18 protein-coding genes are annotated in these 25,541 nt (G+C 62.0%); 13 read left to right on the plus strand and 5 right to left on the minus strand.

Going from position 1 to position 25,541, the window contains the following annotated elements; translation table 11 throughout:
• Positions 1-245 precede the first annotated feature (245 nt).
• The 3 genes from NKH99_RS05785 to NKH99_RS05795 are packed head-to-tail and all read right to left on the minus strand — an operon-like array spanning position 246 to position 2,844.
• A complete protein-coding gene (locus NKH99_RS05785) occupies positions 246-1,169 on the minus strand; it encodes a carbohydrate kinase family protein (protein ID WP_352449104.1) in 924 nt (307 codons plus the stop codon).
• Positions 1,166-1,612: an RbsD/FucU family protein gene (locus NKH99_RS05790; RefSeq protein WP_352449103.1), complete on the minus strand. Its 447-nt coding sequence runs from the start codon at positions 1,610-1,612 to the stop codon at positions 1,166-1,168. The genes NKH99_RS05785 and NKH99_RS05790 overlap by 4 nt, the downstream gene beginning before the upstream one ends.
• Positions 1,613-1,614: 2 nt before the next feature.
• Positions 1,615-2,844 carry an ROK family transcriptional regulator gene (locus NKH99_RS05795; RefSeq protein WP_352972291.1) on the minus strand — a complete coding sequence of 410 codons (1,230 nt, stop codon included), beginning with the start codon at positions 2,842-2,844 and terminating at the stop codon, positions 1,615-1,617.
• 229 nt (positions 2,845-3,073) lie between these two features.
• On the opposite strand from NKH99_RS05795, the gene NKH99_RS05800 reads away from it, so the two are divergent.
• The 10 genes from NKH99_RS05800 to bglA all read left to right on the plus strand — a co-directional run bounded on the left by NKH99_RS05800 (position 3,074) and on the right by bglA (position 19,083).
• On the plus strand, positions 3,074-4,090 hold the full coding sequence (locus NKH99_RS05800) for a sugar ABC transporter substrate-binding protein (protein WP_352449223.1): 1,017 nt from the start codon (positions 3,074-3,076) through the stop codon (positions 4,088-4,090).
• 89 nt (positions 4,091-4,179) lie between these two features.
• Positions 4,180-5,262 carry an ABC transporter permease gene (locus NKH99_RS05805; protein WP_352449101.1) on the plus strand — a complete coding sequence of 361 codons (1,083 nt, stop codon included), beginning with the start codon at positions 4,180-4,182 and terminating at the stop codon, positions 5,260-5,262.
• Complete coding sequence (locus NKH99_RS05810) at positions 5,259-6,047, plus strand: ATP-binding cassette domain-containing protein (protein WP_352490791.1); 789 nt, start codon at positions 5,259-5,261, stop codon at positions 6,045-6,047. The genes NKH99_RS05805 and NKH99_RS05810 overlap by 4 nt, the downstream gene beginning before the upstream one ends.
• 174 nt (positions 6,048-6,221) lie before the next feature.
• Positions 6,222-8,690 carry a glycogen/starch/alpha-glucan phosphorylase gene (locus tag NKH99_RS05815; RefSeq protein WP_352771864.1) on the plus strand — a complete coding sequence of 823 codons (2,469 nt, stop codon included), beginning with the start codon at positions 6,222-6,224 and terminating at the stop codon, positions 8,688-8,690.
• A 146-nt stretch (positions 8,691-8,836) separates the two neighbouring features.
• On the plus strand, positions 8,837-11,050 hold the full coding sequence (gene glgB / locus NKH99_RS05820) for a 1,4-alpha-glucan branching protein GlgB (RefSeq protein ID WP_353013170.1): 2,214 nt from the start codon (positions 8,837-8,839) through the stop codon (positions 11,048-11,050).
• 35 nt (positions 11,051-11,085) lie between these two features.
• On the plus strand, positions 11,086-12,351 hold the full coding sequence (gene glgC / locus NKH99_RS05825) for a glucose-1-phosphate adenylyltransferase (protein WP_023679306.1): 1,266 nt from the start codon (positions 11,086-11,088) through the stop codon (positions 12,349-12,351).
• A gap of 3 nt (positions 12,352-12,354) precedes the next feature.
• Positions 12,355-13,800, plus strand: a complete 1,446-nt coding sequence (gene glgA / locus NKH99_RS05830) for a glycogen synthase GlgA (RefSeq protein ID WP_353013172.1) — start codon at positions 12,355-12,357, stop codon at positions 13,798-13,800.
• A 3-nt stretch (positions 13,801-13,803) separates the two neighbouring features.
• Positions 13,804-15,432 carry an alpha-D-glucose phosphate-specific phosphoglucomutase gene (locus tag NKH99_RS05835; RefSeq protein ID WP_353013174.1) on the plus strand — a complete coding sequence of 543 codons (1,629 nt, stop codon included), beginning with the start codon at positions 13,804-13,806 and terminating at the stop codon, positions 15,430-15,432.
• Entirely contained in the window at positions 15,432-17,465 is a 2,034-nt protein-coding gene (gene glgX, locus NKH99_RS05840; protein WP_353013176.1) for a glycogen debranching protein GlgX, read from the plus strand. The genes NKH99_RS05835 and glgX overlap by 1 nt, the downstream gene beginning before the upstream one ends.
• Positions 17,455-19,083: a beta-galactosidase BglA gene (gene bglA / locus NKH99_RS05845; protein ID WP_352540726.1), complete on the plus strand. Its 1,629-nt coding sequence runs from the start codon at positions 17,455-17,457 to the stop codon at positions 19,081-19,083. The genes glgX and bglA overlap by 11 nt, the downstream gene beginning before the upstream one ends.
• Before the next feature lie 16 nt (positions 19,084-19,099).
• Here the strand turns inward: bglA and NKH99_RS05850 are convergent, their stop codons facing one another.
• Together NKH99_RS05850 and NKH99_RS05855 are read right to left on the minus strand one after the other, a co-directional pair.
• Positions 19,100-20,884, minus strand: coding sequence for a pilus assembly protein TadG-related protein (locus tag NKH99_RS05850; protein WP_353013179.1), 1,785 nt, complete (start codon positions 20,882-20,884; stop codon positions 19,100-19,102).
• Position 20,885: 1 nt separating this feature from the next.
• Complete coding sequence (locus NKH99_RS05855; RefSeq protein ID WP_084641571.1) at positions 20,886-21,365, minus strand: TadE family protein; 480 nt, start codon at positions 21,363-21,365, stop codon at positions 20,886-20,888.
• 381 nt (positions 21,366-21,746) lie between these two features.
• Between NKH99_RS05855 and NKH99_RS05860 the strand changes: the two genes are divergently transcribed.
• From NKH99_RS05860 to NKH99_RS05870, 3 genes are all read left to right on the plus strand, one after another.
• Entirely contained in the window at positions 21,747-23,339 is a 1,593-nt protein-coding gene (locus NKH99_RS05860; RefSeq protein WP_352927034.1) for a peptide ABC transporter substrate-binding protein, read from the plus strand.
• A gap of 166 nt (positions 23,340-23,505) precedes the next feature.
• Positions 23,506-24,429 carry an ABC transporter permease subunit gene (locus NKH99_RS05865; protein ID WP_352490801.1) on the plus strand — a complete coding sequence of 308 codons (924 nt, stop codon included), beginning with the start codon at positions 23,506-23,508 and terminating at the stop codon, positions 24,427-24,429.
• Complete coding sequence (locus tag NKH99_RS05870; RefSeq protein ID WP_352454280.1) at positions 24,422-25,540, plus strand: ABC transporter permease; 1,119 nt, start codon at positions 24,422-24,424, stop codon at positions 25,538-25,540. Before NKH99_RS05865 ends, NKH99_RS05870 begins: the two co-directional genes overlap by 8 nt.
• Position 25,541: the final 1 nt, after the last annotated feature.

Genomic DNA, 25,541 nt, shown 5'->3' on the forward strand with positions numbered 1-25,541 from the left:
AAACGGTTTTAGTCAGATAACCGGCCGCTGGTAGCAGACTTGGTACGGCCGAGAAAGCCGCAGGGCAAAAACCCTGAATTGCTCAAGTGTCGCAGCCTGTTACCTCTGATTTCCGATCTGCCCTCTTAAACGCGGGGAAATCCGGGCTTCGGCCGGCCTGATACAGGCTTCGCATCCCGCCCGCCAGGCTGGACGAAACATAAAGTGATCGTCGGTGAGCAGTCCATGGGCTGCGCACCAGCCGGTCAAGCGATTTCATGCCGCCATGGCGGGTTGGCGCCGGCCCGCGATACCGTCACCGCCGCCGCCTTGGCACCGAGCGTCAGCGCCTTGTGGATGGCGTCTTCCGGCAAACTGGCGATTGCCGTCTTCGACAGCAGACCCTGTTCGTGCAAGGAGGCAAGAATGCCGGCATTGAATGTGTCGCCGGCGCCGACCGTATCGACCACCTCGACCTTGTCCGGCACGACGGTGACCCGGTGCTGGCTGCTGTAACCGACCGCGCCTTCGCTGCCGTGGGTGACGACGATCAGCTTCGGGCCGCGATCCAGCCAGTTGCGGACGACGTCCTCATGCGAGCCGGCTTCGCCGAACCAGTTCAAATCCTCGTCCGACAGTTTCACGACGTCGGCCATCGCCATCATGCTGCGGATGCGCCTGAGGTGCCTGGCCTTGTCGGGAATGAAGTTTGGCCGGATGTTGGGGTCGAGCATCATCACGCGGCGCTCATGCTCGCGCCGCATGAACTCTTCATAGGCCGACCCGGCCGGCTCCGAGATCAGGCTGATGGCGCCGAACAGCATGGCCTCGATCTCGCTGCCGAGTTCCGGCAAGTCCTCGATGGTCAGCATGCGCCCGGCGGTGTTCTCGTCGTAGAAGGTGTAGGTCGCCTGGCCGTTGGTGAGCCGCACGAAGGCGAGAGTAGTCGGACGCGGCGAGGTGTGCGCATAGGTGGAACTGACCTTGCTGGCCTTCAGCGCCTCCCTGAGCTGGCCGCCGAACAGATCCGACGACAGGCCGGAGAAAAAGGCAGCGGGCGCGCCGAGCCGGCCTAGCGCAATGGCCGAGTTGAAGACGGCACCGCCGACATAGGGGGCAAAGGCCGGCTCGCCCTCCGTCGTGGTCCGCGGCAGCATGTCGATCAGGGCTTCGCCGCAGCAGAGGATCATGAAGTCTTGCTTTCCGGCGGATAGATCACGCCCTTGCGAATGATGATGTTGGCGTAGAGCCGCGGCTCGCTCGTCGCGACGATCGCGTGCGCGGCCTTGACCCGTGCATAGAAGTCGGCACCGGCAAGCGCAACCACCTTGCGGCCCGGCGCACGCCTGGCGCAGATCGCTTCCATCTCATGGTGAACCGGATCGGCGAGCAGGGGATCGCCTTTGGCCGAGGCGCGAAACAGCGCCTGCGGCACGGCGTCGTCGACCGGCAATACGCTCAATACCGCATCGAGCACGGGGACGAGATGATGACCGTCGGCGCGGACCAGCCGCTGTGCCTGCTGCTCGGCCGGGTAGTTGCCGTCGACCAAGGCGATCTCGTCGCCATGGCCCATGGCGCGCAATATCGCCAGAAGCTCGGGGCCGAGCAGCGCCGGGATGCCGATCAGCATGCTCAGAAGCTCCGGGAAATCGTGGTCGAGCCGATGAGGAAGCGCTCCGACAGCGGCAGGCTGGCGCCACCCAGCGCCCGCGCATGGATGCCGACGGTTCCCTCGCGAACGGCCGGCAGCCTCAGGCCCTCGCCGTCGATCCGGCCGATGGCCTGGATAATGGCATCGACAAGCCGCCTGCGCACGGCAAGCGGCATCCATCCGTCGATCACCGCGGCATCGAAGTCAATGACGGAGGAGGCCGAAACGATGGCATAGGCAAGCGCCTGCGAGGCGCTGGCGATCCAGTCGTCAAGCTCGGCGCCGATCTCGCCCCAGTCCCCCGGTGATGTCCACAGATGCGAGGCCTCGATGCCGCGCGCGTTGAGCGCCTTTTCCAGCATGGCGATCGACGCCACGTCGATCAACTGCGTCGGCTTGCCGTCCGGCCCTGGCACCGGCATCGAGCCCAGCGCGCCGGCATTGCCGGTTGGGCCACCAAACAACCGGCCGTTCAGCACGATGCCGCCGCCGGCAAAGGCACCGATATAGAAATAGACGAAATCGCGTGCCGCACCCGCCGCGTGGCCGAACACGAGTTCGGCGCCGCAGGCCGAGGTGGCGTCGTTCTGCAGATAGACTGGAAATTCGCATTGCGCCTGGATATCGGCGCGGATGTCGCGATGGCGCCATTCGTCCATGATTTCGCGCGGTGCGCCGGCGGTGTCGGCCCAGTTCCACAATTCGAACGGCATGGCGATGCCAAGCCCGGCAATGCGTTTATCCTGCACCGGGGTGAGTTCGCCGCGCATCTTCTTCATGCCGCTTGCGACGAATTCCACCGTTTCGCGCGGCGCCGGATAGCGGTAGGAATGCTGCAGCATAGAGCGCACATTGCCGAGGAAATCGATCAGCACCAACTCGGCGCTGCGGCGGCCGATCTTCAGGCCGATGAAATAGGCGCCGTCGGGATTGAGCGCCATGGGTATCGAGGGCTGGCCGATCTTGCCGCGCAACGGCGCCTGGCGGACGAGCAGGTCGTCCTCCTCCAGTTCGCGCATGATGACTGACACTGTCTGCGCCGAAAGGCCGGTCATACGTGCGATGTCGGATTTGGCCAGGCTGCCGTGCTGGCGCACCAGCGACAGCACCAGCCGCTCATTGTGGTCCCGCATGCCGCTTTGATTGGTGCCGCGGTGCAGGCGGCTTTCGGCCGCATCGGGCGAGCCGTGCCTCGTAATGCCGGTCTCCACCCTGTTCCTCCCGTCGTTTCCCCTCAATGCTTTTGGTCTAGAGTGAGTGAACGATCCTGCGTTGTCAATAATAAATAAGAGTGATTTAATTATTGACAGTGCTGGCGGACTGGTGTCTCTTGAGTGTCGGCGCCGACACTGGGAGATTTCGTCGGACGCGCTGCAGATGCCGGTTGGCCGGCATCCTAAATGGTTCCATGGGAGGAAAATCGTGACCACGTCAAAACTGTTGAAATCCACCGTGTTTGCCGCGGCCGGACTGAGCCTGATGGCCTTTGCGTCGACGGCATCGGCCGCCGGGGTCGGCGCCTGCTTGATCACCAAGACCGACACCAATCCCTTCTTCGTCAAGATGAAGGAAGGTGCCGCCGCGAAAGCCAAGGAAATTGGTGTCGATCTGAAGGCCTACGCCGGCAAGGCGGAAGGTGACAATGAGGGCCAGGTTGCGGCGATCGAATCCTGCATCGCCGACGGCGCCAAGGGCATTTTGATCACCGCCACCGACACTGCGGCCATCGTGCCGGCAGTGAAGAAGGCGCGTGATGCAGGGGTGCTGGTGATCGCTCTGGACACCCAGCTAGAGCCTGCCGACGCCGCGGATGCGACGTTTGCGACCGACAATTTCAAGGCCGGCGAGCTTATCGGCTCCTGGGCAAAGGCCACCTTGGGCGACAAGGCTAAGGACGCGCACATCGCCTACATGGATCTTATCGCCAGCCAGCCCTCCGTCGACGTGCAGCGTGATCAGGGCTTCATGAAGGGCTTCGGCATCGACCTCGGCGATCCCAACAAGATCGGCGACGAAACCGACGCACGCAATGTCTGTCACGATCTGTCGAGCGGCAATGAGGATGGCGGGCACACTGCCATGGAGAATTGCCTGCAGAAGGATCCGGATATCAACGTCGTCTACACCATCAACGAACCTGCGGCCGCGGGCGCCTACCAGGCGCTGAAGGCCGTCGGCAAGGAGAAGGACGTCCTGATTGTCTCGGTCGATGGCGGCTGCCCGGGTGTCAAGAACGTTGCCGAGGGCGTGATCGGCGCCACTTCACAGCAATATCCACTGCTCATGGCCTCACTCGGCATCGAGGCGATCAAGACCTTTGCCGACAGCGGCAAGAAGCCTGAGCCGTCGCCCGGTCTGAACTTCTACAACACCGGCGTGACGCTGATCACCGACAAGCCTGCCGCCGGCATCGAATCCATTGACACGAAGCAAGGCCTCAGCAAGTGCTGGGGTTGATTTGATCCCCTGATCGGCTCAACTTCAAAAGAACAATAGAGAATGTGGAGCGGTTTCGGCCGCTCCACATCACAGGCGGGGAGGCCGACTTGAGCGTCGAAACAACCAGGAGCAAGGGACCGCAGGAATTCGAGACGGTCCTGGCCACTAGCGACACCAGCGTCGCTTCATTCGAGACGCATTCCCGCTCGACGCTCGAGAGCATCCAGCACCGCTTGCACAAAAGCCCTGCCATGGTGCCCCTGATCATCCTGATCATCTCGGTGGGTCTGTTCGCAGTGGTCGTCGGCGGACGCTTCTTTTCTCCTTTCACCCTCACCCTGATCCTCCAGCAGGTGGCAATAACCGGCATGGTTGGCATCGCGCAGACACTGGTGGTGCTCACCGCCGGCATCGACCTGTCCGTCGGTGCCATCATGGTGCTGAGCTCGGTCGTCATGGGCCAGTTTGCCATGCATTACGGTGTTCCAGCGCCGGTGGCCGTTGCCGTCGGGCTGCTTGTCGGAGCGATTTGCGGCTTGATCAACGGTATTCTCATCGCTTGGGTGAAACTGCCGCCCTTCATCGTGACGCTCGGCACCTGGTCGATCTACGCTGCCATCAACTTCATCTATTCCGGTAACGAGACCATCCGCAGCCAGGATCTCGAGACGACGGCGCCGCTGCTGCAGTTTTTCGGCGGATCGTTCAGGATCGGGGGCGCCGTCTTCACCTATGGCGTGCTGTTGGTGCTGATCATGGCGGCAATTGCCTGGTACGTGCTCAATCACACCGCGTGGGGCCGGCACGTCTATGCGGTGGGCGACGACCCGGAAGCCGCGGAACTGTCGGGAGTGCGCGTCAGCCGGATGCTGGTCGCGGTCTACACGCTGACTGGTATCATTTGCGCCATCGCCGGCTGGGCCCTGATCGGACGCATCGGATCGGTCTCGCCGCAGGCCGGGCAGTTCGAGAACATCAATTCGATTACCGCCGTGGTGATCGGCGGAACTTCGCTGTTCGGCGGCCGCGGCTCCATCCTCGGGACCATCTTCGGTGCGCTGATCGTCGGCGTGTTCGCGCTCGGCCTTAGGCTTTGGGGGACAGATCCGCAATGGACGCAATTGTCCGTCGGCGCCCTAATCATCATCGCTGTTGGTATCGACCAGTGGATCAGGAAGATCTCGGCATGAACCAGACTCACGAACCGATCCTTACCGCGCGCAGCCTGGTCAAGCGCTACGGCCGCGTCACCGCTCTCGACAGCGCAGACTTCGACCTCTATCCGGGCGAAATCCTTGCTGTCATTGGCGACAACGGCGCCGGCAAGTCGTCGCTTATCAAAGCCATTTCCGGAGCGGTCACCCCCGACGAAGGTGAGATACGGCTTGAAGGCAAGCCTATTGCCTTCAAATCACCGATGGAGGCGCGCGAGGCCGGCATCGAGACCGTCTATCAGAACCTGGCTCTGTCGCCGGCGCTGTCCATCGCCGACAACATGTTCCTCGGCCGCGAGATCCGCAAGCCGGGCTTTCTTGGCAACTGGCTACGCATGCTCGACCGTCCGGCGATGGAAAAGCGCGCCCGCGACAAGCTCACCGAACTTGGCCTGATGACGATCCAGAACATCAGCCAGGCGGTGGAAACGCTTTCGGGCGGCCAGCGCCAAGGCGTGGCGGTGGCCCGCGCCGCCGCCTTCGGCTCGAAGATGGTCATCATGGATGAGCCGACGGCCGCGCTCGGCGTCAAGGAGAGCCGCCGCGTGCTCGAACTGATCCTCGACGTTAAACGGCGTGGCCTGCCGATCGTGCTGATTTCACACAACATGCCGCATGTTTTCGAGGTGGCGGACCGCATCCACATTCACCGGCTCGGCCGTCGCCTCTGCGTCATCGATCCGAAGCAGTATACGATGTCCGACGCGGTCGCCTTCATGACCGGCGCCAAGGTGCCGCCGGAAGCGGCGCTGGCGGCCTGAGCAAGAACTTGCGGCCTGTCGCGGAGGTCCCAAACGCGCTGTTTCCAAATGCCAAATTGCCGCAGGGCAACCCGGCTTGCGATCACCTGAATCGATTGAACATCCGGTGGGATGTACTAGCATTGGCAGAGATGGTGAAAGCCGCATGATCCTGGCAACGTCACGAGAGGCAGCATGACGCGCGCGATGACAACCGAAGCTCCTCTGCCCACGCTCGAAAACCCGGATCCCAAGACGCTCGCCGAGGAAGTCTTGCAAGCCCTCAAATACAGGGTCGGCAAGGGCACCAACGTTGCAACCCAGTACGATTGGCTCACCGCCTCGATCAAGGTTGTACGCGACCGCATAGTCGATCACTGGATGCAGGCGACCCAAGAGGCCTACGCCCAGCAGGAAAAGCGCGTCTACTACCTGTCACTGGAATTCCTCATCGGCCGCCTGATGCGCGATGCCTTCTCCAATCTCGGCCTGATGGACAATATGCGCGAGGCGCTGTCGTCGCTTGGCGTCGACCTCGACATCATTGCAGCGCTCGAACCGGACGCTGCCCTTGGCAATGGCGGTCTTGGCCGGCTCGCCGCCTGCTTCATGGAAAGCATGGCGACCGTCAATATCCCCACGCATGGCTACGGCATCCGCTACGCCAACGGCATGTTTCGGCAGGAGATCCATGACGGCTGGCAGGTGGAGCTGCCCGAGACGTGGCTCGATCACGGCAATCCCTGGGAGTTCGAGCGCCGCGAACGCTCCTTCGAGGTCGGCTTCGGCGGCTCGGTGGAATCGATCACCTCGAAGGACGGCAGGCTCGAGCGGCACGTCTGGAAGCCGACCGAACATGTTCTGGCCGTTGCCTACGATACGCCGGTGGTTGGCTGGCGGGCCAACCGCGTCAACACGCTGCGTCTGTGGTCCGGCATGCCGGTCGACCCGATCCTGCTCGACAAGTTCAATGCCGGCGATCACATCGGTGCGCTCGCCGAAAGCAACAAGGCCGATGCGTTGTCGCGCGTCCTTTACCCGGCCGATTCCCACAAGGCCGGCCAGGAGTTGCGGCTCAGGCAGGAGTATTTCTTCTCCACCGCCTCGCTGCAGGACATCGTCCAGCGTCATCTCAGCCAGTATGGCGACCTGCAATCGCTGCCCGACAAGGCGGCGATCCATCTTAACGACACCCATCCGGCCATCGCCGTCCCCGAGTTGATGCGCCTGTTGATGGATGTCCACGGCATGGATTTCGACCAGGCCTGGAGCATCACCAAGCGCACTTTCGGCTACACCAACCACACGCTCCTTCCCGAAGCGCTGGAAAGCTGGCCCGTGCCGCTGTTCGAGCGGCTGTTGCCGCGCCACATGCAGATCGTCTACGCCATCAACGCCGAGGTGCTGCTCGAGGCGCGCGCCTCCGACCAGTTCTCGGACGAGCAGATCAGCCGCATCTCGCTGATCCAGGAAAATGGCGATCGGCGCGTGCGTATGGGCAATCTGGCCTTTGTCGGCTCGCACTCGATCAACGGCGTGTCGGCACTGCATACGGAATTGATGAAGGAGACGGTGTTTGCCGACCTCCACAGGCTCTACCCGGATCGCATCAACAACAAGACCAACGGGATCACACCGCGGCGCTGGCTGATACAGTGCAATCCCGGCCTCACTGCACTCACCCGAGAGGCGATTGGCGACGGCTTCCTCGACGACATCGACGAGATAAAGCGGCTTGATCCTTTCGCTGAGGACGCAGCCTTCCGCGACAAGTTCGCCGCCGTCAAACGGGCGAACAAGATGAGGCTTGCCAAGCTCGTTGCCGACCGGCTCGGCATCAAGGTCGACCCATCGGCGCTGTTCGACATCCAGGTCAAGCGCATCCACGAATACAAGCGCCAGCTCTTGAACATTCTCGAAGCGGTCGCGCTTTACGACCAGATCCGCTCGCATCCGGAGCGCGACTGGATGCCTCGCGTCAAATTCTTCGGCGGCAAGGCGGCGCCCAGCTATCACAACGCCAAGCTGATCATCAAACTTGCCAATGACGTCGCCCGGGTCATCAACCGCGACCCGGCGGTGCGCGGCTTGCTGAAAGTGGTATTCGTGCCGAACTACAATGTCAGCCTGGCCGAGATCATGATGCCGGCCGCCGATCTTTCGGAGCAGATATCGACCGCCGGCATGGAAGCGTCCGGCACCGGCAACATGAAGTTCGCGCTGAACGGCGCGCTGACCATCGGCACGCTCGACGGCGCCAATGTCGAGATCAAGGAATGCGTGGGCGACGATAATATCTTCATCTTCGGCCTGACCACCGATGAGGTCGCCGAGCGGCGCAACAATGGTTACGATCCGCGCGCTGTGATCGAGGGATCGCCTGAATTGGCGCAGGCGCTGGCCGCGGTTTCATCCGGAGTCTTTTCACCTGACGATCCGGACCGTTATCGCGACCTGATCAACGGTCTTTACCAGAGCGACTGGTTCATGGTCGCCGCGGATTTCGATGCCTACGCCGCCACCCAGCGCGACGTCGATGCCGTCTGGCGCAACAGCCCGGACTGGTACGCCAGAGCCATCCGCAATGTCGCGCGCGTCGGCTGGTTCTCGTCCGACCGCACGATCCGCCAATATGCGAAAGACATCTGGCACGTGCCCGCCTGATGTGATTGCATGAGACTACGAACAATGTGGCCCTAGTGGAGTGATTTGACCCTCGCATCCCTTGGAGGGTAAGGCGGCATGGCGAATGTCGAATTCAAAACTCCACTAGAAACATACACTTGGTGCCCGGGGAGGGTCACTGCCTGATGAGCAAGCCGCGCGCGACCGTTGCGACAAACGGGCCGGACGGACTGGCGCCAGCCGGCGATGTCGCGGCGATTGTCGCCGGCACGCACGGCGATCCGTTTGCCGTGCTTGGCGTGCATGAGGCGGGAAAGGGCTTTGTCGCTCGCTGCTTCGTCCCTCATGCCGAGTTCGTCACCGCCTATACGCTGACCGGCAAGAATGCCGGCGAGCTGTCGAGACGCGACGACCGCGGTTTCTTCGAAGGCAAACTGTCGCTGCGCAAACGCCAGCCGCTGCGCTATCACGCCAGGAATTCCGGCGGTGACTGGTGGCTGACCGACCCATATTCCTTCGGTCCCGTGCTCGGCCCGCTGGACGATTATTACATCGCCGAAGGGTCGCATCTCAGGCTGTTCGACAAGCTCGGCGCCCATCTCATCGACCATGAAGGTGCATCGGGTGTGCATTTTGCGGTGTGGGCGCCCAATGCAAGGCGCGTCTCGGTGGTCGGCGACTTCAACGAGTGGGACGGCCGCAGGCATACCATGCGCGTCCGCCGCGATACCGGCATCTGGGAGCTGTTCATTCCCGACATCGGCGCTGGCCGCCCGTATAAGTATGAAATCATCGGGCCGGATGGCGTGAGATTGCCGCTCAAAGCCGATCCGTTCGCCTTCAAGTCCGAACTGCGCCCGGCCACCGCCTCGGTGACGGCGCTGCCGCCGGCGCACGAATGGGGCGACGAGGCGCACCGGAACTACTGGCGCAATGCCGACCACAGGCGCGAAGCCGTATCGATCTACGAGGTCCATGCCGGGTCATGGCGGCTTCACGACGACGGCAGCTTCCTGTCGTGGGACGAGCTCGCCGACAGGCTGATCCCTTACGTGGTCGAGACCGGTTTTACCCACATCGAATTCATGCCGATCTCCGAACACCCTTATGACCCGTCCTGGGGCTACCAGACGACGGGTCTTTATGCGCCGACTGCCCGCTTTGGCGATCCGGACGGTTTTGCCCGCTTCGTCGACGGCGCCCACCGCGCCGGGATCGGCGTCATCCTCGACTGGGTGCCGGCGCATTTCCCGGTTGACGAACACGGTCTGGCAAAGTTCGACGGCACCGCGCTCTACGAACATGCCGATCCGCGCAAGGGCTTCCATCCCGACTGGAACACCGCGATCTACAATTTTGGGCGCCGCGAAGTGATTTCGTTCCTGGTCAACAATGCGCTGTTCTGGGCCGAGAAATATCACGTCGACGGACTGCGCGTCGATGCGGTCGCCTCGATGCTTTATCTCGATTATTCGCGCAAGGCCGGTGAATGGATTCCCAACGAGAAGGGCGGGCGGGAGAACCTCGAAGCGGTCAGCTTCCTGCAGCGTATGAACAAGGAGGTCTACGGCCACCATCCAGGTGTGATGACCATCGCCGAGGAATCGACCTCGTGGCCAAAAGTCTCGCAGCCGGTGCATGAAGGCGGACTGGGCTTCGGTTTCAAATGGAACATGGGCTTCATGCATGACACTTTGGAGTATTTCTCCAAGGAGCCGATCTTCCGCAAGCATCACCACAACGACATCACCTTCGGACTGGTCTACGCCTTCAGCGAGAATTTCGTGCTGCCGCTGTCCCATGACGAAGTGGTGCACGGCAAGGGCACGCTGCTCAACAAGATGGCCGGCGACGACTGGCAGAAATTCGCGACGCTGCGCGCCTATTACGCCTTCATGTGGGGTTATCCCGGCAAGAAGCTGTTGTTCATGGGCCAGGAGTTCGCACAGCGCCGCGAGTGGAGCGAGGGGCGCGCACTCGACTGGAACCTGCTCGATTTCCGGCTCCACCGCGGCGTCTGGCAGACGGTGCGCGATCTCAACTATCTCTACCGCTCGCGCCCCGCGCTGCATGCCCGCGACTGCGAGCCGGAGGGCTTTTCCTGGCTGATCGTCGACGACAGCGCGAACTCGGTATTTGCCTGGCTGCGCAGCGCGCCGGGCGGCAACCCGGTCGCCGTCATTTCCAACTTCACGCCGGTGCCGCGCGACAATTACCGCGTGCCGTTGCCGCACGCCGGAAAATGGCGCGAGATCATCAACACCGATGCCACGGATTATGGCGGTTCCGGCAAGGGCAATAGCGGCGGCGTCGAGGCTCAGGCGGAAGGAGGAGGCATTTCGGCGACGATGCTTTTGCCGCCGCTGTCGACGATCATGCTCGAATTCGTCCCGGACTGAGCTATGTCTGGAGCATCTAACCTGGGAGGATAGGAATGGCTGAAACAAAACGAACACAGCCGCTGGCACGCGACGCCATGGCTTATGTGCTGGCCGGCGGCCGTGGCAGCCGGCTCAAGGAACTGACCGACCGCCGCGCCAAGCCGGCGGTCTATTTTGGCGGCAAGACCCGCATCATCGATTTCGCGCTCTCCAATGCGCTCAATTCCGGTATCCGCCGCCTCGGCGTCGCCACCCAGTACAAGGCGCATTCGCTGATCCGCCATCTGCAGCGCGGCTGGAACTTCCTGCGGCCCGAGCGCAACGAGAGTTTCGACATCCTGCCTGCCAGTCAGCGTGTGTCGGAAACGCAATGGTATGAGGGCACCGCCGACGCCGTTTACCAGAACATCGACATCATCGAGGCCTACGGGCCGGAATACATGGTCATCCTGGCCGGCGACCACATCTACAAGATGGACTACGAAATGATGCTGCGCCAGCATGTCGAGGCCGGCGCCGACGTCACCGTCGGCTGCCTCGAAGTGCCGCGCATGGAAGCCACCGGCTTCGGCGTCATGCATGTCGATCCCAAGGACACCATCATCTCCTTCATCGAAAAGCCCGCCGATCCGCCGGGAATTCCCGACAAACCGGATTTCGCGCTGGCCTCGATGGGCATCTATGTGTTCAAGACCAAATTCCTGATGGAGCAATTGCGTCGCGATGCGGCGGAGCCCGGCTCGAGCCGGGACTTCGGCAAGGACATCATCCCCTACATCGTCGAGCACGGAAAGGCGATCGCCCATCGTTTTGCCAAATCCTGCGTGCGCTCGACCGCCGAGAACGAGGCTTATTGGCGCGACGTCGGCACGGTCGACGCCTATTGGGAGGCCAATATCGACCTGACCGACATCACGCCGGAACTCGACCTTTACGACCGCGATTGGCCGATCTGGACCTATGCCGAGTTGAAGCCGCCGGCAAAATTCGTGCATGACGAGGATGGCCGCCGCGGGTCGGCCGTGTCGTCTCTCGTGTCGGGCGATTGCATCGTTTCGGGCGCTTCGCTAAAGCGAAGCCTGATCTTCACCGGCGCGCGCATCAATTCCTATTCGACGCTGGAGGAGGTCGTCATGCTGCCGGACGTCCATGTCGGCCGCAACGCCAGGCTGAAGCGCGTGGTCATCGATCACGGCGTCAGGATCCCGGAGGGTCTGGTGGTCGGCGAGGATCCCGTCCTCGACGCCAAGCGTTTCCGCGTTTCGGAAAAAGGCATCTGCCTCGTCACGCAGGACATGATCAACAGGCTGGGATCGTAGTGCATGCAGGTTCTGTCGGTGGCGCCCGAGATCTTTCCGCTGGTCAAGACGGGCGGGCTCGCCGACGTGACCGGCGCCTTGCCCGTGGCATTGGCCGGCAAGGGCGTCACCATGCGCACGCTCGTCCCCGGCTATCCTCAGGTGATGGGCGCCTTCAGGAAAAAGAAGCCGGTTCAGCAATATCCATTGCTGCAGGGCGGCAAGGCTTCGGTGTATGCCGCCCAGATCGCCGGGCTCGACCTGTTCGTGCTTGACGCGCCGCATCTTTTCGACCGTCCCGGCGGCCCATACGGCAACGCGACAGGCGCCGACTGGCCGGACAATTGGCGGCGGTTCGCGGCCTTGAGCCAGGTAGGCGGTGATATTGCCGGCGGCGCGATCTCGGGCTACCTGCCCGATATCGTCCATGCCCATGACTGGCAGTCGGCAATGACGCTTGCCTACATGCGCTACGGCAAGGCGGTCGGCACGCCGTCGATGATCACCGTGCACAACCTAGCCTTCCAAGGCCAGTTCGGCGCCGGCATCTTTGGCGAGCTTGGCCTGCCGGCGGCGGCGATGGCGCTCGACGGCGTCGAATATTACGGCGGCGTCGGCTTCCTCAAGGCCGGCCTGCAGGCGGCGTGGGCGATCACCACGGTCAGCCCGACCTATGCGCAGGAAATCCGCTTGCCCGAATTCGGCATGGGCCTCGACGGCCTGATCAACATGCGCTCCGTCGATCTCCATGGCATCGTCAACGGCATCGATACCGAGATCTGGAACCCGGAAACCGACAAGCATCTGGTCTCCAACTACACCGCAAAGACGCTCAAGGCGCGAATGCCCAACAAGGCCGCGGTCGAGGACCGTTTCAGCCTCGATCGCGATGACAGTCCGATCGTCTGCGTCGTCAGCCGGCTGACCTGGCAAAAGGGCATGGACATACTGGCTGCGGCCATCGACGGCATCGTCGCGGCAGGTGCACGGCTGGCGATCCTCGGCTCCGGCGACGCTGGGCTGGAAGGCGCGTTGCTTGCCACCGCAGCCCGCCATCGCGGCCGCATCGGCGTCGTCGTCGGCTATGACGAGGGACTCTCCCACACCATGCAGGGCGGCTGCGACGCAATCATTATCCCATCGCGCTTCGAACCTTGCGGGCTGACACAGCTTTACGGCCTGCGCTATGGCTGCGTGCCGGTCGTCGCGCGCACCGGCGGCCTTGCCGACACGATCATCGATGCCAACGAAGCCGCCATCTCTGCCGGCGTGGCGACCGGTTTCCAGTTTGCGCCCGCCAATGCCGGCGCCTTGCTGCACGCGGTCCGCCGCCTTGTCGAGGCGCATGCCAATCCCGCAGTGTGGACGTCGATGCAGCGGCAAGGCATGAAGGCCGACGTTTCGTGGGACAAAAGCGCCGAAAAATATGTCCAACTCTATCGCTTGCTGCTTTCGAAAAGGGCTGCCTGACTGATGATCCGCACCGTCGCCACCAAACCCTATCCCGACCAGAAGCCTGGCACGTCCGGGCTGCGTAAAAAGGTCCCGGTGTTCCAGCAGGAGCACTATGCCGAGAACTTCATCCAGTCGATCTTCGACGCGCTGGACGGGTTCGAGGGCAAAACCCTGGTGATCGGCGGCGACGGCCGCTTCTATAACCGCGAGGTCATCCAGAAGGCCATCGCCATGGCCGCGGCAAACGGCTTCGGCAAGGTGATGGTCGGGCAGGGCGGCATCTTGTCGACGCCGGCCGCTTCGCATGTCATCCGCAAATACAAGACCTTTGGCGGCATCATCCTGTCGGCCAGCCACAATCCGGGTGGCCCGCATGAGGATTTCGGCATCAAGTACAATGCCGGCAATGGCGGCCCAGCGCCGGAAAAGCTGACCGACGCGATCTTCGAAAAAACCAAGGCGATTTCAAGCTTCAAGATCGCCGATATCGGGCAGGTCGACATCGACACGATCGGCACGGTCAAGACGGGGGACATGACCGTCGAAATCATCGATCCTGTCGCCGACTATGCCGAACTGATGGAAAGCCTGTTCGATTTCGACGCATTGCGGGCGCTGTTCAGGTCGGGCTTCCGCATGCGCTTCGACGCCATGCATGCGGTGACCGGCCCCTACGCCAAGGAGATCCTCGAAAACCGGCTCGGCGCGCCCAACGGCACCGCCCGCAATTTCATTCCGCTGCCGGATTTCGGCGGCCATCATCCCGATCCCAATCTGGTGCACGCAAAACACCTCTACGACGAGATGATGGGGCCGGATGCGCCAGACTTTGGCGCCGCCTCGGATGGCGACGGCGACCGCAACCTGATTATCGGCAAGGGAATTTTCATCACCCCGTCGGATTCGGTGGCGATGCTCGCCGCCAACGCCCATCTGGCGCCGGGCTACAAGGCGGGGCTGAAAGGCATCGCCCGCTCGATGCCGACCAGCGGTGCTGCCGACCGGGTCGCCGAAAAGCTCGGCATCGGCATCTACGAGACGCCGACCGGCTGGAAATTTTTCGGCAATCTGCTCGATGCCGGCATGGCAACGATCTGTGGCGAGGAGAGTGCGGGGACCGGCTCCAACCATGTCCGCGAAAAGGACGGCCTGTGGGCTGTGCTTTTATGGCTCAACATCCTTGCCGTTCGCGGCGAAAGCGCCAAGCAGATCGTCACCCAGCATTGGACGGCCTATGGCCGTAACTATTATTCGCGCCACGACTACGAGGAGGTCGAGACCGATCGTGCCAACGCGCTTGTTGGCGAGTTGCGCGCCAAGCTCGGCTCGCTGCCTGGCACCCGCGTGCGCGGCATGACGATCGCCAGCGCTGATGATTTCGCCTATCACGATCCGGTCGACGGCTCGGTCAGCGAGAACCAGGGCATCAGGGTGCTGTTCGAAGGCGGCTCACGCGTCGTCTTCCGCCTGTCCGGCACCGGCACCTCGGGCGCGACGCTGCGGCTTTATGTCGAGCGCTACGAGCCGGACAAGAACCGCCACGATATCGACACCCAGGAGGCGCTTGCCGGTCTGATCGCGGCGGCCGACGACATTGCCGGGATTCGCAGCCATACCGGCCGCGCCAAGCCGAGCGTCATCACCTGATGTCGTCGGGACTATCCGCCGGCTATCGTCCGCGATTTGGCGGGCTTGCCGGGGAGGGCGGTATCCGCTTCGCCGCATGGTCCTCGTCGGCTCGGCGCATCTGGGTTTCGATTTTCGACGAACACGGCAACCGCGAAGTCGACCGGCTGGAACTCCAGCCCGAGGGCGACGGCGTGCATACGCTTTTTATTGCCGGTCTCGCCGCCGGGACCCGATACGGGTTCCGCGCCGATGGCGACTACGCGCCGGAACACGGTCTCTGGTTCGATCCCGACAAGCTGCTGGCCGATCCCTATGCCGTCGAGATCGACAGGCCCTATGCCTATGACGGCCGGCTCGCCGCGCGCCGAGGCGAGGGGGCCGACACGGCGCCGCTGATGCCGAAAGCCATCGCCGGCGCCTTGCCGGAACCCTTGCCCGCCTTGCCGCCGCTGTTTCGGCCCGGCGGCCTTATCTACGAAGTGCCGGTACGCGCCTTCACAAAGCTGCATCCCGACATTCCCGAGAAGCAACGCGGCACCATTGCAGCGCTCGCTCACCCCCTCGTTGTCGAGCATCTGCAAAAACTCGGCGTGGCAGCCATTGAGTTGATGCCGGTGACTGCATCGATCGACGAACGGCATTTACCGCCGCTCGGTCTGCGCAACGCCTGGGGTTATAATCCCGTGACCTTCATGGCGCTCGATCCGCGACTGGCGCCCGGCGGTCTGGCCGAGTTGCACGGAACGGTCGCCGCGCTGCGCGAGGCCGGCATCGGCACCATTCTCGACCTGGTGTTCAACCACACCGGCGAAAGCGACCGGCTCGGCCCGACATTGTCGCTGCGCGGGCTCGACAGTCGCGCCTACTACCGGCACGAGGCCGACGGCGCTCTGGTCAATGACACCGGAACCGGCAATACGCTCGCCTGCGAGCATCCGGTCGTCCGGGAAATGGTCCTCGACACGCTTCGCCACTTTGTCCAGCGCGCCGGTGTCGACGGATTCCGCTTCGACCTGGCGCCGATCCTCGGCCGCGTCGACGGCGTTTTCGACTCCGATGCGCCGCTGCTGAACGCCATTCGCAACGACCCTGTTCTTGGCGACCGGGTGCTGATCGCCGAGCCTTGGGATATCGGACCGGATGGCTATCAGCTCGGCAATTTTCCGCCGCCCTTCCTCGAATGGAACGACAAATACCGCGACGATATCCGCCGCTTCTGGCGCGGCGACGGCGGCATGATCGGTGCGCTGGCGACGCGGCTTGCGGGTTCGTCCGATGTCTTTGCCAAAGCAGACCAGACAACGAGCCGCAGCGTCAATTTCATCGCCGCGCATGACGGCATGACGCTGGCCGATATCGTCGCCTATGAGCACAAGCACAACGAGGCCAATGGCGAACAGAACCGCGATGGTCACGACGACAACCTGTCCTGGAACAATGGCGTCGAGGGCGAGACCAGCGACCAGTCAATCGTTACGGCCCGTTTCGATGACCAGCGCGCGCTGCTGGCGACGCTCTTTGCCTCGCGCGGCACGATCATGCTGACGGCCGGCGACGAGTTCGGCCGCACGCAGCGCGGCAACAACAACGCCTACGCGCAGGACAATGACATCACCTGGCTTGACTGGGCCGGGCGCGACCTGGCGCTCGAGCATCATACGGCTCTGCTCGCCAGGATGCGTCGCGCCGTGCCGGCGCTCTTGGACACAGCATTCCTGACCGGAGAACAGCTTGCGGGTTCGGAAATCCCAGACATAGCCTGGCTGACGGAAACCGGCGTGCCGTTCGACGAGGCAGCCTGGGACGATGCCAGGCGGCACCGGCTGGTCATGGTTCTCGGTAGCGGTGAGAACAGTCGCCTTGCGGTGGTCATCAATGGCGACCGCCGGGCCTGCATGTTCACGCTGCCGGAACGGGCGGGTTTTCATTGGCGCCCAGCTATCGAACCGGATAGTAGCGATATCTCGCGGCCGGTGCCTGGGCGAACAGTCCTGTTCATGATCGAAAGCAGGACAGCGCGTGCGGGCGCAGGGGAGAGCCATGATGGCTGACAATGCCGAATGGTGGCGCGGCTGCGTCATCTACCAGATCTACCCGCGCTCCTTCCAGGACACGACAGGCGACGGCAGCGGCGATCTCAGCGGCATCACCTCGAGGCTGGCCCATGTCGCATCGCTCGGTGCCGACGCCGTTTGGCTGTCGCCTTTTTTCAAGTCGCCAATGGCCGATATGGGTTACGACGTTTCGGATTACTGCGCCGTCGATCCGATGTTCGGCACATTAGAGGATTTCGACGCACTGATTGCGGAGGCGCACCGGCTCGGCCTGAAGGTGATCATCGATCAGGTCTTGTCGCATTCGTCGGATCGGCACGAATGGTTCGTCGAAAGCCGCACGAGCCATGACAACCCCAAGGCCGACTGGTACGTCTGGGCCGATGCGAAGCCCGACGGCACCGCCCCCAACAACTGGCTGTCGCTTTTCGGCGGCCCGGCCTGGGAATGGGACGCAACGCGCAGGCAATATTACCTGCACAATTTCCTCGCCTCGCAGCCGGACCTGAATTTCCACAACCCAAAGGTGCAGGACGCCTTGCTGGAAACGGTGCGGTTCTGGCTCGAGCGCGGCGTCGACGGTTTCCGGCTGGATACGGTCAACTATTACGTCCACGACCGCTGGCTGCGCAGCAACCCGCCTTTGGCGGAAAGCGTCGCCGGCACCAATACGGCAACCAGCCCCTATCTCTATCAGGAGCATCTGTTCGACAAGAGCCAGCCGGAAAACCTTGCTTTCCTCAGGCGCTTCCGGGCCTTGCTTGACGAATATGAAGGCCGCGCCGCTGTCGGCGAGATTGGCGACGAAACGCGTTCCTTGCAGACACTCGCCGCCTATACCGGCGGTGGCGACAAGCTCCAAATGTCCTACACGTTCGACCTGCTCGGCCCGCAATTCTCGGCGTCGCATGTGCGTGGCTGTGTCGAGGCCTTCGAGAGTAAGGTATTCGACGGCTGGGTTTGCTGGGCGTTCTCCAACCACGATGTCGTGCGCCATGTCAGTCGATGGAAAAGGCCGGGCGGCGATCCGGACAGGGTGGCGAAATTCTCGATCGTGCTGCTTTCCTGCCTGCGCGGATCGATCTGCCTCTACCAGGGCGAAGAACTCGGGCTGGAGGAGGCCGAACTGGCGTTCGAGGATTTGCGCGATCCTTTCGGCATCCGCTTCTGGCCGGGGATCAAGGGGCGGGATGGGTGCCGAACGCCGATGGTCTGGGAGGCTGGCGCCGACAATGCCGGCTTTTCGACGGGCAAGCCGTGGCTTCCGGTCCCGGCAAGCCATCGCGCCCAGGCGGTCGACGTCCAGGATGGCGAGCAAACCTCCGTCCTGGCGAGCTACCGTGCGATGCTGGCCTTGCGCAAGCAGCATCCGGCGCTGGTTCGAGGCTCGATCCGGTTCCTCGATGCCGAAGGCGACGTCCTTGCTTTCATTCGCGAAGGCGGTGACGAAAAGCTGCTCAGTGTCTTCAATTTCGCCGACGAGCCGGCCGGCTGGCAATTGCCACCGGATCTGGAAGCGATAGAGCCGATAGACCTTGGCGGTGCTGCCGGCGTCTTGCAGGAAAGAACGCTGTCGCTGCCGCCGCTGGGCTGCTTCCTCGGCCGGATCGGCTGAGCTCTATTTCATTATCTCATTGAACGAGCACGGAGCGCCCGCAAGTCGCGCCGACAACCCGCACATCGGCCTCGCCGACATGCACGCCGACAGCTGCAAGCACGTTATAGACCAGTTCGTCGACCGGCGCCGTCACGCCGTTCAGAACCGTTACAACCGCCGGCTTAACCGTTCCGAGCAGGGCCGTCACGTCCAGCCCGAGGCCCAGTGCATTGACCGAGAGCGAGAGGCCGCTGACCAGCGATGTCGTGAGTGATTGCGTCAGGTTTTTTGTGGCGACAGTTTTTATCGTCTTGTTGGCGATATCGGTGCTGTCGAACGTCAATGTGGTCGGATCGTTGTTGGTGATGGCAAGTGATGACGAACCCTTCACATCGAGCAGATTGAGGGTAAGCAGCAGAAGCTTCACGCTTACCTGGGCAATCGTGGCATCGGAGAATGATTGCGGATTGCTGAAATCGGCGAAGGCCGATGCGTTGTTGTCGGCGTCGCTGGCGGCAAGGTGCAGCGAGGCCACGCCAGGCTGCGCGGCGATCGAGACCTTGATGCTATCCGGCCGGCCGGTCGGGCAGCTGATGTCGGTTAGCTTGGCTTCCGCATAGGCGACTTCGACATGCAGAGGCAGGTTGACGGACAGCAGACTGATGCCGCCGCCCAGATTGGAATTGCCGATGCCCACTGTGGTGACCAGCTTGATTCGTGTCTGCGCGGTGCGCACCACGGTGCCTTTTTCCCCGACGGCCAGCCAGGGTGAATATTGCATCGGTTCACCGATGGCGATGGCGAGCGTGGTGGAGGTAAGTCCCGGAATAGTGGCGCCGAGATCGACCTGGACCTGGTTTGAGCCATTGGCCAGCGAGGCGGCGGCACCCAGCATGCCCATCGCGCTTGCGTCGACGGAAAAGCCAGGAGACTTTTGTCCGAGACCGAGCCTGCCGATCGAGCCAAGATCGATAAGATGACTGAGGGGTATCTTGACCGTGTTGGTGGCCCTCGACGCGATCGTCTGCAGCACAAGTTTGCTGGCGCTGCCCGATCCGGACGCATTGGCCATGGCGGTCGCGATCTGGCCTACCGTCGCTTTTGACGCCAGAACGTCGGAATAGCTGACACCTGTCAGTTGCAACTGTACGGCAAGGGCATCGACGAACGAAAGCACGTTGACATCGGCCGAGATCAGCGCGTTGTAGTCCATGACGCTGAGCGAAATGTTGGCGCCCAGCAACTTGCTGAGAAGCGCGTTGAGGATGCCGCCATTGACGCTGAGGAGCCTGGACCCGACCGAGAACATCGCTTGCGGGGTCACGCTGGCAATGGCTTCGGTGCCGACAACCGGAGTAGGGATGAGCGAACTGGCGAAATACCGGGCGGGGATTTTTCGCAGAGTGACGCGAACGGCGTTGTAAGGCGTTTTGCCGGCTTCGAAGCGCTTGTCGACACCAACGGAGGACGCCGCTGAGTATCGGCCGCCGGTGACCGACACGACGGTTTTGCCAACCGTGGGAACGATTGTCTGACCTGCCTTTTGAACAATGATGCCGGGCATTCGGTTGTCACTGAGCGTGGTTACCGCCGCGGCTTCCATATTATTGATGTTCGACGCCGCGGTGATCGCCGCCAGATCGGTCATCGCCTGGGCTTCCCTGCGCTCCGTGTAGATCGAACCTTCGTCGACAGCGAAGGCAGCCAGCCCCAGCGCGAATGGCGCTGTCAGCGCCGTCATGACGGCAAAGTTCGCCTTCTTGTCGCCAACCATCGAGCGAGCGATCCACCCGATGCTCCTCAGCAAGAACTGCGACATTTCAAATGCCTCCAATCCTGATGGTAGATCTGCGCGACATCGTGGTTTGCGGCATCGCAAGGCTTGGTAACAGGTTCCAGATCGGCAGGTTGCTGGCATCGTACTGGATCGACACGACGAACTGATTTCCGTCGGCCGTGCTGTCCGTCGCCTGATAGGTCAGCTTGCCGGAATCGACGAACGGGTATCCACTGGCATTGTTTTTGACGAAACTCGCCACCAGCGCCTGGCGCTCGGTTTGATTCAATCCGGCAATTGCGGTGCGGGCGGCATCGGCGGCGATTTGCTGCAAGGAGTTGCTTGCACCAAAATAGATACCATATGCAACCATTCCGAGCAAAAGAAGGATAAAGATTGGGGAAAGCAGGGCGAACTCGACCGCGGAAGTTCCGGACTCTTCTCCAATTTTGCGTAGATTCGTCCGTATGTGGCGCAATATTTTACGCTTCAATGCGACAGTATTACTGTCTATCTTGTTCATTGCCCTTGCCCGTTGGAACCCAAGGTCGATGTGCCGATTCCATCGAAATTTGTAACCCTTGGTTGCCTAAGAACCAATTAATACATTCCGGTAAACTGAAATGATCGGCCAGATTATTTCCCAGATCGGCGTTCTGGCCAGGAAACCCAGTCAAACTCATGGTTTCGACCATTGATTGGCCGCCCGCAAAACGACTGCCCCGGCCCCCTTACTTTGGGTGACCCCGAGAGTCTGTTGAAATAAAAAATCTCCACGTTACTGTTTGGCCACCAGCTGCCGGAGAGGGAACCGGCTGCGCGCTCAAAAGGAACCAACCAATCGGTTTCGGGGCGTCAACACTTAGAGACGTGGCCGAAGGGCGACGTCATTAGGGAGAACTCCATGTTGAAACATGTGCTGAAGGCGACGGTACTCGCCACGACCATGGTCTTGGCCGCCGGTACGTTCTACACGCCGGCTTTCGCCGAGACCGTCTACAACCGCGGAGCCGCCGCCGAAGCGGAGACGCTCGATCCGCACAAGACCTCGACGGTCTACGAAGCCGATATCATACGCGACCTGTTCCAGGGCCTCGTCATGCATGACCAGAAGACGAATCTCATTCCGGGCGCCGCCGAAAGCTGGACGGTGTCCGACGACGGCACTGTCTACACCTTCAAGCTGCGCAAGGACGGCCTCTGGTCGGATGGCAGCCCGGTGACGGCGGATGACTTCGTTTATTCGTTCCGTCGGCTGGAAGATCCGGCCACCGCTGCGGAATACGCTTCCATGCTCTATCCAGTGAAGGGTGCCGAGGAAGTCAACACCAAGAAGGGCAAGCCGGAGGATATGGGCGTCAAGGCGATTGACGCAAATACCCTCGAAGTCACGCTCAAGGCGCCAACGCCTTACTTCCTGGAGATGCTGACCCATCAGGCGACCTATCCGGTTAACAAGGCGTCGATCGAAAAGCTTGGCGCCGACTGGATCAAGGCAGGCAAGCTGGTCTCCAACGGGGCCTTTACAGCGGCAGAGTGGGTTCCCAACGACCATCTGAAGCTGGTCAAGAATCCGAAATTCTGGGATGCCGCGAGCGTCAAGTTCGACGTGGTCAACTACATCCCGACCGAGGATCGCTCGTCCGCGATGAAGCGCTTCGAGGCCGGCGAATTCGACAGTTACGGTGACCTGCCGACCGAACAGCTCGCCGATCTCAAGACCAAATTCGGCGACCAGGTCCGTGTCGGGCCATATCTCGGCATCTACTATTACGCGATCAAGACCGACAAGGCGCCTTGGGACAACGTCGAACTGCGCAACGCCATCTCGATGGCGATCGATCGCGACTTCCTCGCTGAAAAAGTCTGGCAGAATTCGATGCTGCCCGGCTATTCGATGGTCCCTCCGGGTATCCAGGGCTACACGCCGGCACTGGCCAAATACGCCGACATGCCGCAGATCGACCGCGAGGACGCTGCCAAGAAGATCCTTGAGAAGCTCGGCTATACACCCGAGCATCCGTTGAAGATGCAGATCCGCTACAACACCTCGGAAAACCACAAGAACACCGCTGTCGCCATCCAGGAACAGTTGAAGCCGCTTGGCGTCGAGGTCACGCTGCTCAACACCGACACCAAGACCCACTACTCCTTCCTCGAGCAGAAGGGCGACTACGATGTGGCGCGTGCCGCCTGGATCGCCGATTACAAGGACCCGGAAACCTTCCTCGGCATATCTCGCAAGGCCAGCGGCAACAATTATTCGAGCTATAACAGCCCGAAATTCGAGGCGGCCATGGACAAGGCCGCCGCCGCCGGCGGCAAGCCCGAACAGCGCATGAAGGAGCTCGCCGAGGCCGAGCGCATCCTCGTCGACGACGTCGGCGAGATCCCGCTTCTCTACTACAGCTACCACGACATCGTTTCCTCGAAGCTGCACGGCTTCGACGACAATGTGATGGACATCCATCCGTCCCGCTTCATCAGCAAGGACTGATCCCTTAGCCAGGCCGCCGCGCGACTCAATGCGCGGCGGCGCCGGTTTGCCATCGCATCGGCCCGGGAACCGGATTCGATTTTCGACAATGTCGGTGCGAAAATTTGAAGGCTAGAGCGCAATCGTCCAGCCGGACGCGCGCTGCTCTGGATCAAGCGGGGCATCGATGCTGCGATTCGTTTTCCGGCGGCTCCTGACCGCCATCCCGACGCTGTTCGTCATCGTGACTATAGCGTTCTTCCTGATACGCGTCGCGCCGGGCGGCCCGTTCAACCAGGAGCGGGGCCTGAGCCCCGAGATCAGGGCCAATCTCGAAGCCCAGTTCGGGCTCAACGACCCGCTCTGGCTGCAGTACCTCCATTATTTAGGCAATCTTCTGCGCGGCAATTTCGGCCCCAGCTACAACATGCCGGATTTCACCGTCGGCGAGCTGTTCAGGGAAGGCCTGCCGATCTCGATCCAACTCGGCGCTTCGGCGCTCGTTCTGGCGCTGCTCCTCGGCAGCGTGCTCGGCACTGTTGCCGCGCTCAACCAGAACAAGCTTGCCGACTATTCGGTGATCGCGCTGGCGACCGCCGGCAGCACCATACCGACCTTTGTCATCGCCCCGGTAATCCAGCTTGTATTCGGATTGACCTGGAAGCTGCTGCCGATCGGTGGCTGGGGCGACGGAGCCCTCATCAACAAGGTCGGCCCGGTGCTGACGCTCGCTCTGCCGCAGATCGCCATTGTTGCCCGCCTGATGCGCGGCTCGATGATCGAATCGCTGCACTCGCATCACATCCGCACCGCGCGCGCTCTCGGCCTGTCCGACTGGTCAGTCGTCGTCAAGCATGCACTGCGCGGCGCCATCCTGCCGATCGTCTCCTTCACCGGTCCGGCAGCTGCAGCCCTTCTCACCGGCTCGATCATCGTCGAGACCATCTTCTCTATCCCTGGCATCGGCCGCCATTTTGTCGTTGCCGCGCTCAACCGCGACTACACACTGGTGATGGGGACGGTGGTGGTCATCGCGCTCTTCACCATTGTCTTCAACCTGATCGTCGACGTCCTCTATGGGGTCGTCGATCCGAGAGTGCGCTATGACTGATATCGCAGTTGCCGCACCGGTCGTCGGCCGGTCCCTGTGGGGTGACGCCTGGGCGCGCCTCAAGGCCAATCGCGCGGCCATGTTCAGCCTCTATTATCTTGCCTTCATCGCCGTCATCAGCGTGTTTGGACCCTATTTCGTGCCGCACCAATACACCACCATCTATGCCGACTATGTCCGTACGCCGCCGAGCTTCTCCGCCTATCCGAAGGCCGACATGATCGAAGGCGCTCTCGATGAGGCGATCAGGCGTATGCGCGTCGACATCAAGGAGTGGCGGCAAGAGGGCAGCCGTGTGTTCGTTACCGTCAAATCGTCCAAGCCGATCGACGACCGCAACATTCGCTACCTTGATCGTTCCGATACCTTTGATGACACAAAGATCGAGAGCAAATCGCCGGACGGTCTCGAAATGGTGATGAGTGCCTCGATCAAGCAGCAATATTTCCTTTTCGGCACCGACAATACCGGCCGCGATCTCCTGTCCAGAACGCTGATGGCCGGGCGCATATCGCTGGCCATCGGCCTGCTTGCCGGCATTGTGGCCGTGGTCATCGGCGTGCTCTACGGCGCCACCGCCGGCCTTGCCGGCGGCAGGGTCGACGAGGTGATGATGCGTGTCGTCGACGTGCTTTATTCTTTGCCGTTCATCTTCTTCGTCATCATGCTGGTGGTGTTTTTCGGCAGGAATTTCGTGCTGATGTTCCTGGCGGTCGGCGCGGTGCTGTGGCTCGACATGGCGCGCATCGTGCGCGGACAAGCGCTGTCGATCCGCCGGCAGGAATATGTCCAGGCGGCGGAGGCGATGGGCGTCGGCCAGCGCGGCATTCTGCTGCGCCATGTGATCCCCAATTTGCTCGGGCCGGTGGTGATCTACATGACGCTGCTGGTGCCGCAGGTCATTATCCTGGAGAGTTTTTTGTCGTTCCTCGGGCTCGGCGTCCAGGAGCCGATGACCAGCTGGGGCGTGCTGATCTCGGTTGGCGCCCAGAACATCGGCTCGGCCAACTGGCTGCTCCTGTTCCCGGCCTTCTTTCTCGTCTCCACGCTGTTCGCGCTGAATTTCGTCGGCGACGGCCTGCGCGACGCGCTCGACCCGAAGGATCGTTGAG

It is taken from the genome of Mesorhizobium sp. M0854 (assembly GCF_040319815.1).
Taxonomy (GTDB): domain Bacteria; phylum Pseudomonadota; class Alphaproteobacteria; order Rhizobiales; family Rhizobiaceae; genus Mesorhizobium.

What these genes read in the sequence shown, in the direction of transcription:
- NKH99_RS05785 (WP_352449104.1), bottom strand. Translation starts at nt 1,169, where the DNA reads ATGATCCTCTGCTGCGGCGAAGCCCTGATCGACATGCTGCCGCGGACC.
- NKH99_RS05790 (WP_352449103.1), bottom strand. Translation starts at nt 1,612, where the DNA reads ATGCTGATCGGCATCCCGGCGCTGCTCGGCCCCGAGCTTCTGGCGATA.
- NKH99_RS05810 (WP_352490791.1), top strand. Translation starts at nt 5,259, where the DNA reads ATGAACCAGACTCACGAACCGATCCTTACCGCGCGCAGCCTGGTCAAG.
- NKH99_RS05815 (WP_352771864.1), top strand. Translation starts at nt 6,222, where the DNA reads ATGACGCGCGCGATGACAACCGAAGCTCCTCTGCCCACGCTCGAAAAC.
- glgB (WP_353013170.1), top strand. Translation starts at nt 8,837, where the DNA reads ATGAGCAAGCCGCGCGCGACCGTTGCGACAAACGGGCCGGACGGACTG.
- glgC (WP_023679306.1), top strand. Translation starts at nt 11,086, where the DNA reads ATGGCTGAAACAAAACGAACACAGCCGCTGGCACGCGACGCCATGGCT.
- glgA (WP_353013172.1), top strand. Translation starts at nt 12,355, where the DNA reads ATGCAGGTTCTGTCGGTGGCGCCCGAGATCTTTCCGCTGGTCAAGACG.
- NKH99_RS05835 (WP_353013174.1), top strand. Translation starts at nt 13,804, where the DNA reads ATGATCCGCACCGTCGCCACCAAACCCTATCCCGACCAGAAGCCTGGC.
- glgX (WP_353013176.1), top strand. Translation starts at nt 15,432, where the DNA reads ATGTCGTCGGGACTATCCGCCGGCTATCGTCCGCGATTTGGCGGGCTT.
- bglA (WP_352540726.1), top strand. Translation starts at nt 17,455, where the DNA reads ATGATGGCTGACAATGCCGAATGGTGGCGCGGCTGCGTCATCTACCAG.
- NKH99_RS05850 (WP_353013179.1), bottom strand. Translation starts at nt 20,884, where the DNA reads ATGTCGCAGTTCTTGCTGAGGAGCATCGGGTGGATCGCTCGCTCGATG.
- NKH99_RS05855 (WP_084641571.1), bottom strand. Translation starts at nt 21,365, where the DNA reads ATGAACAAGATAGACAGTAATACTGTCGCATTGAAGCGTAAAATATTG.
- NKH99_RS05860 (WP_352927034.1), top strand. Translation starts at nt 21,747, where the DNA reads ATGTTGAAACATGTGCTGAAGGCGACGGTACTCGCCACGACCATGGTC.
- NKH99_RS05865 (WP_352490801.1), top strand. Translation starts at nt 23,506, where the DNA reads ATGCTGCGATTCGTTTTCCGGCGGCTCCTGACCGCCATCCCGACGCTG.
- NKH99_RS05870 (WP_352454280.1), top strand. Translation starts at nt 24,422, where the DNA reads ATGACTGATATCGCAGTTGCCGCACCGGTCGTCGGCCGGTCCCTGTGG.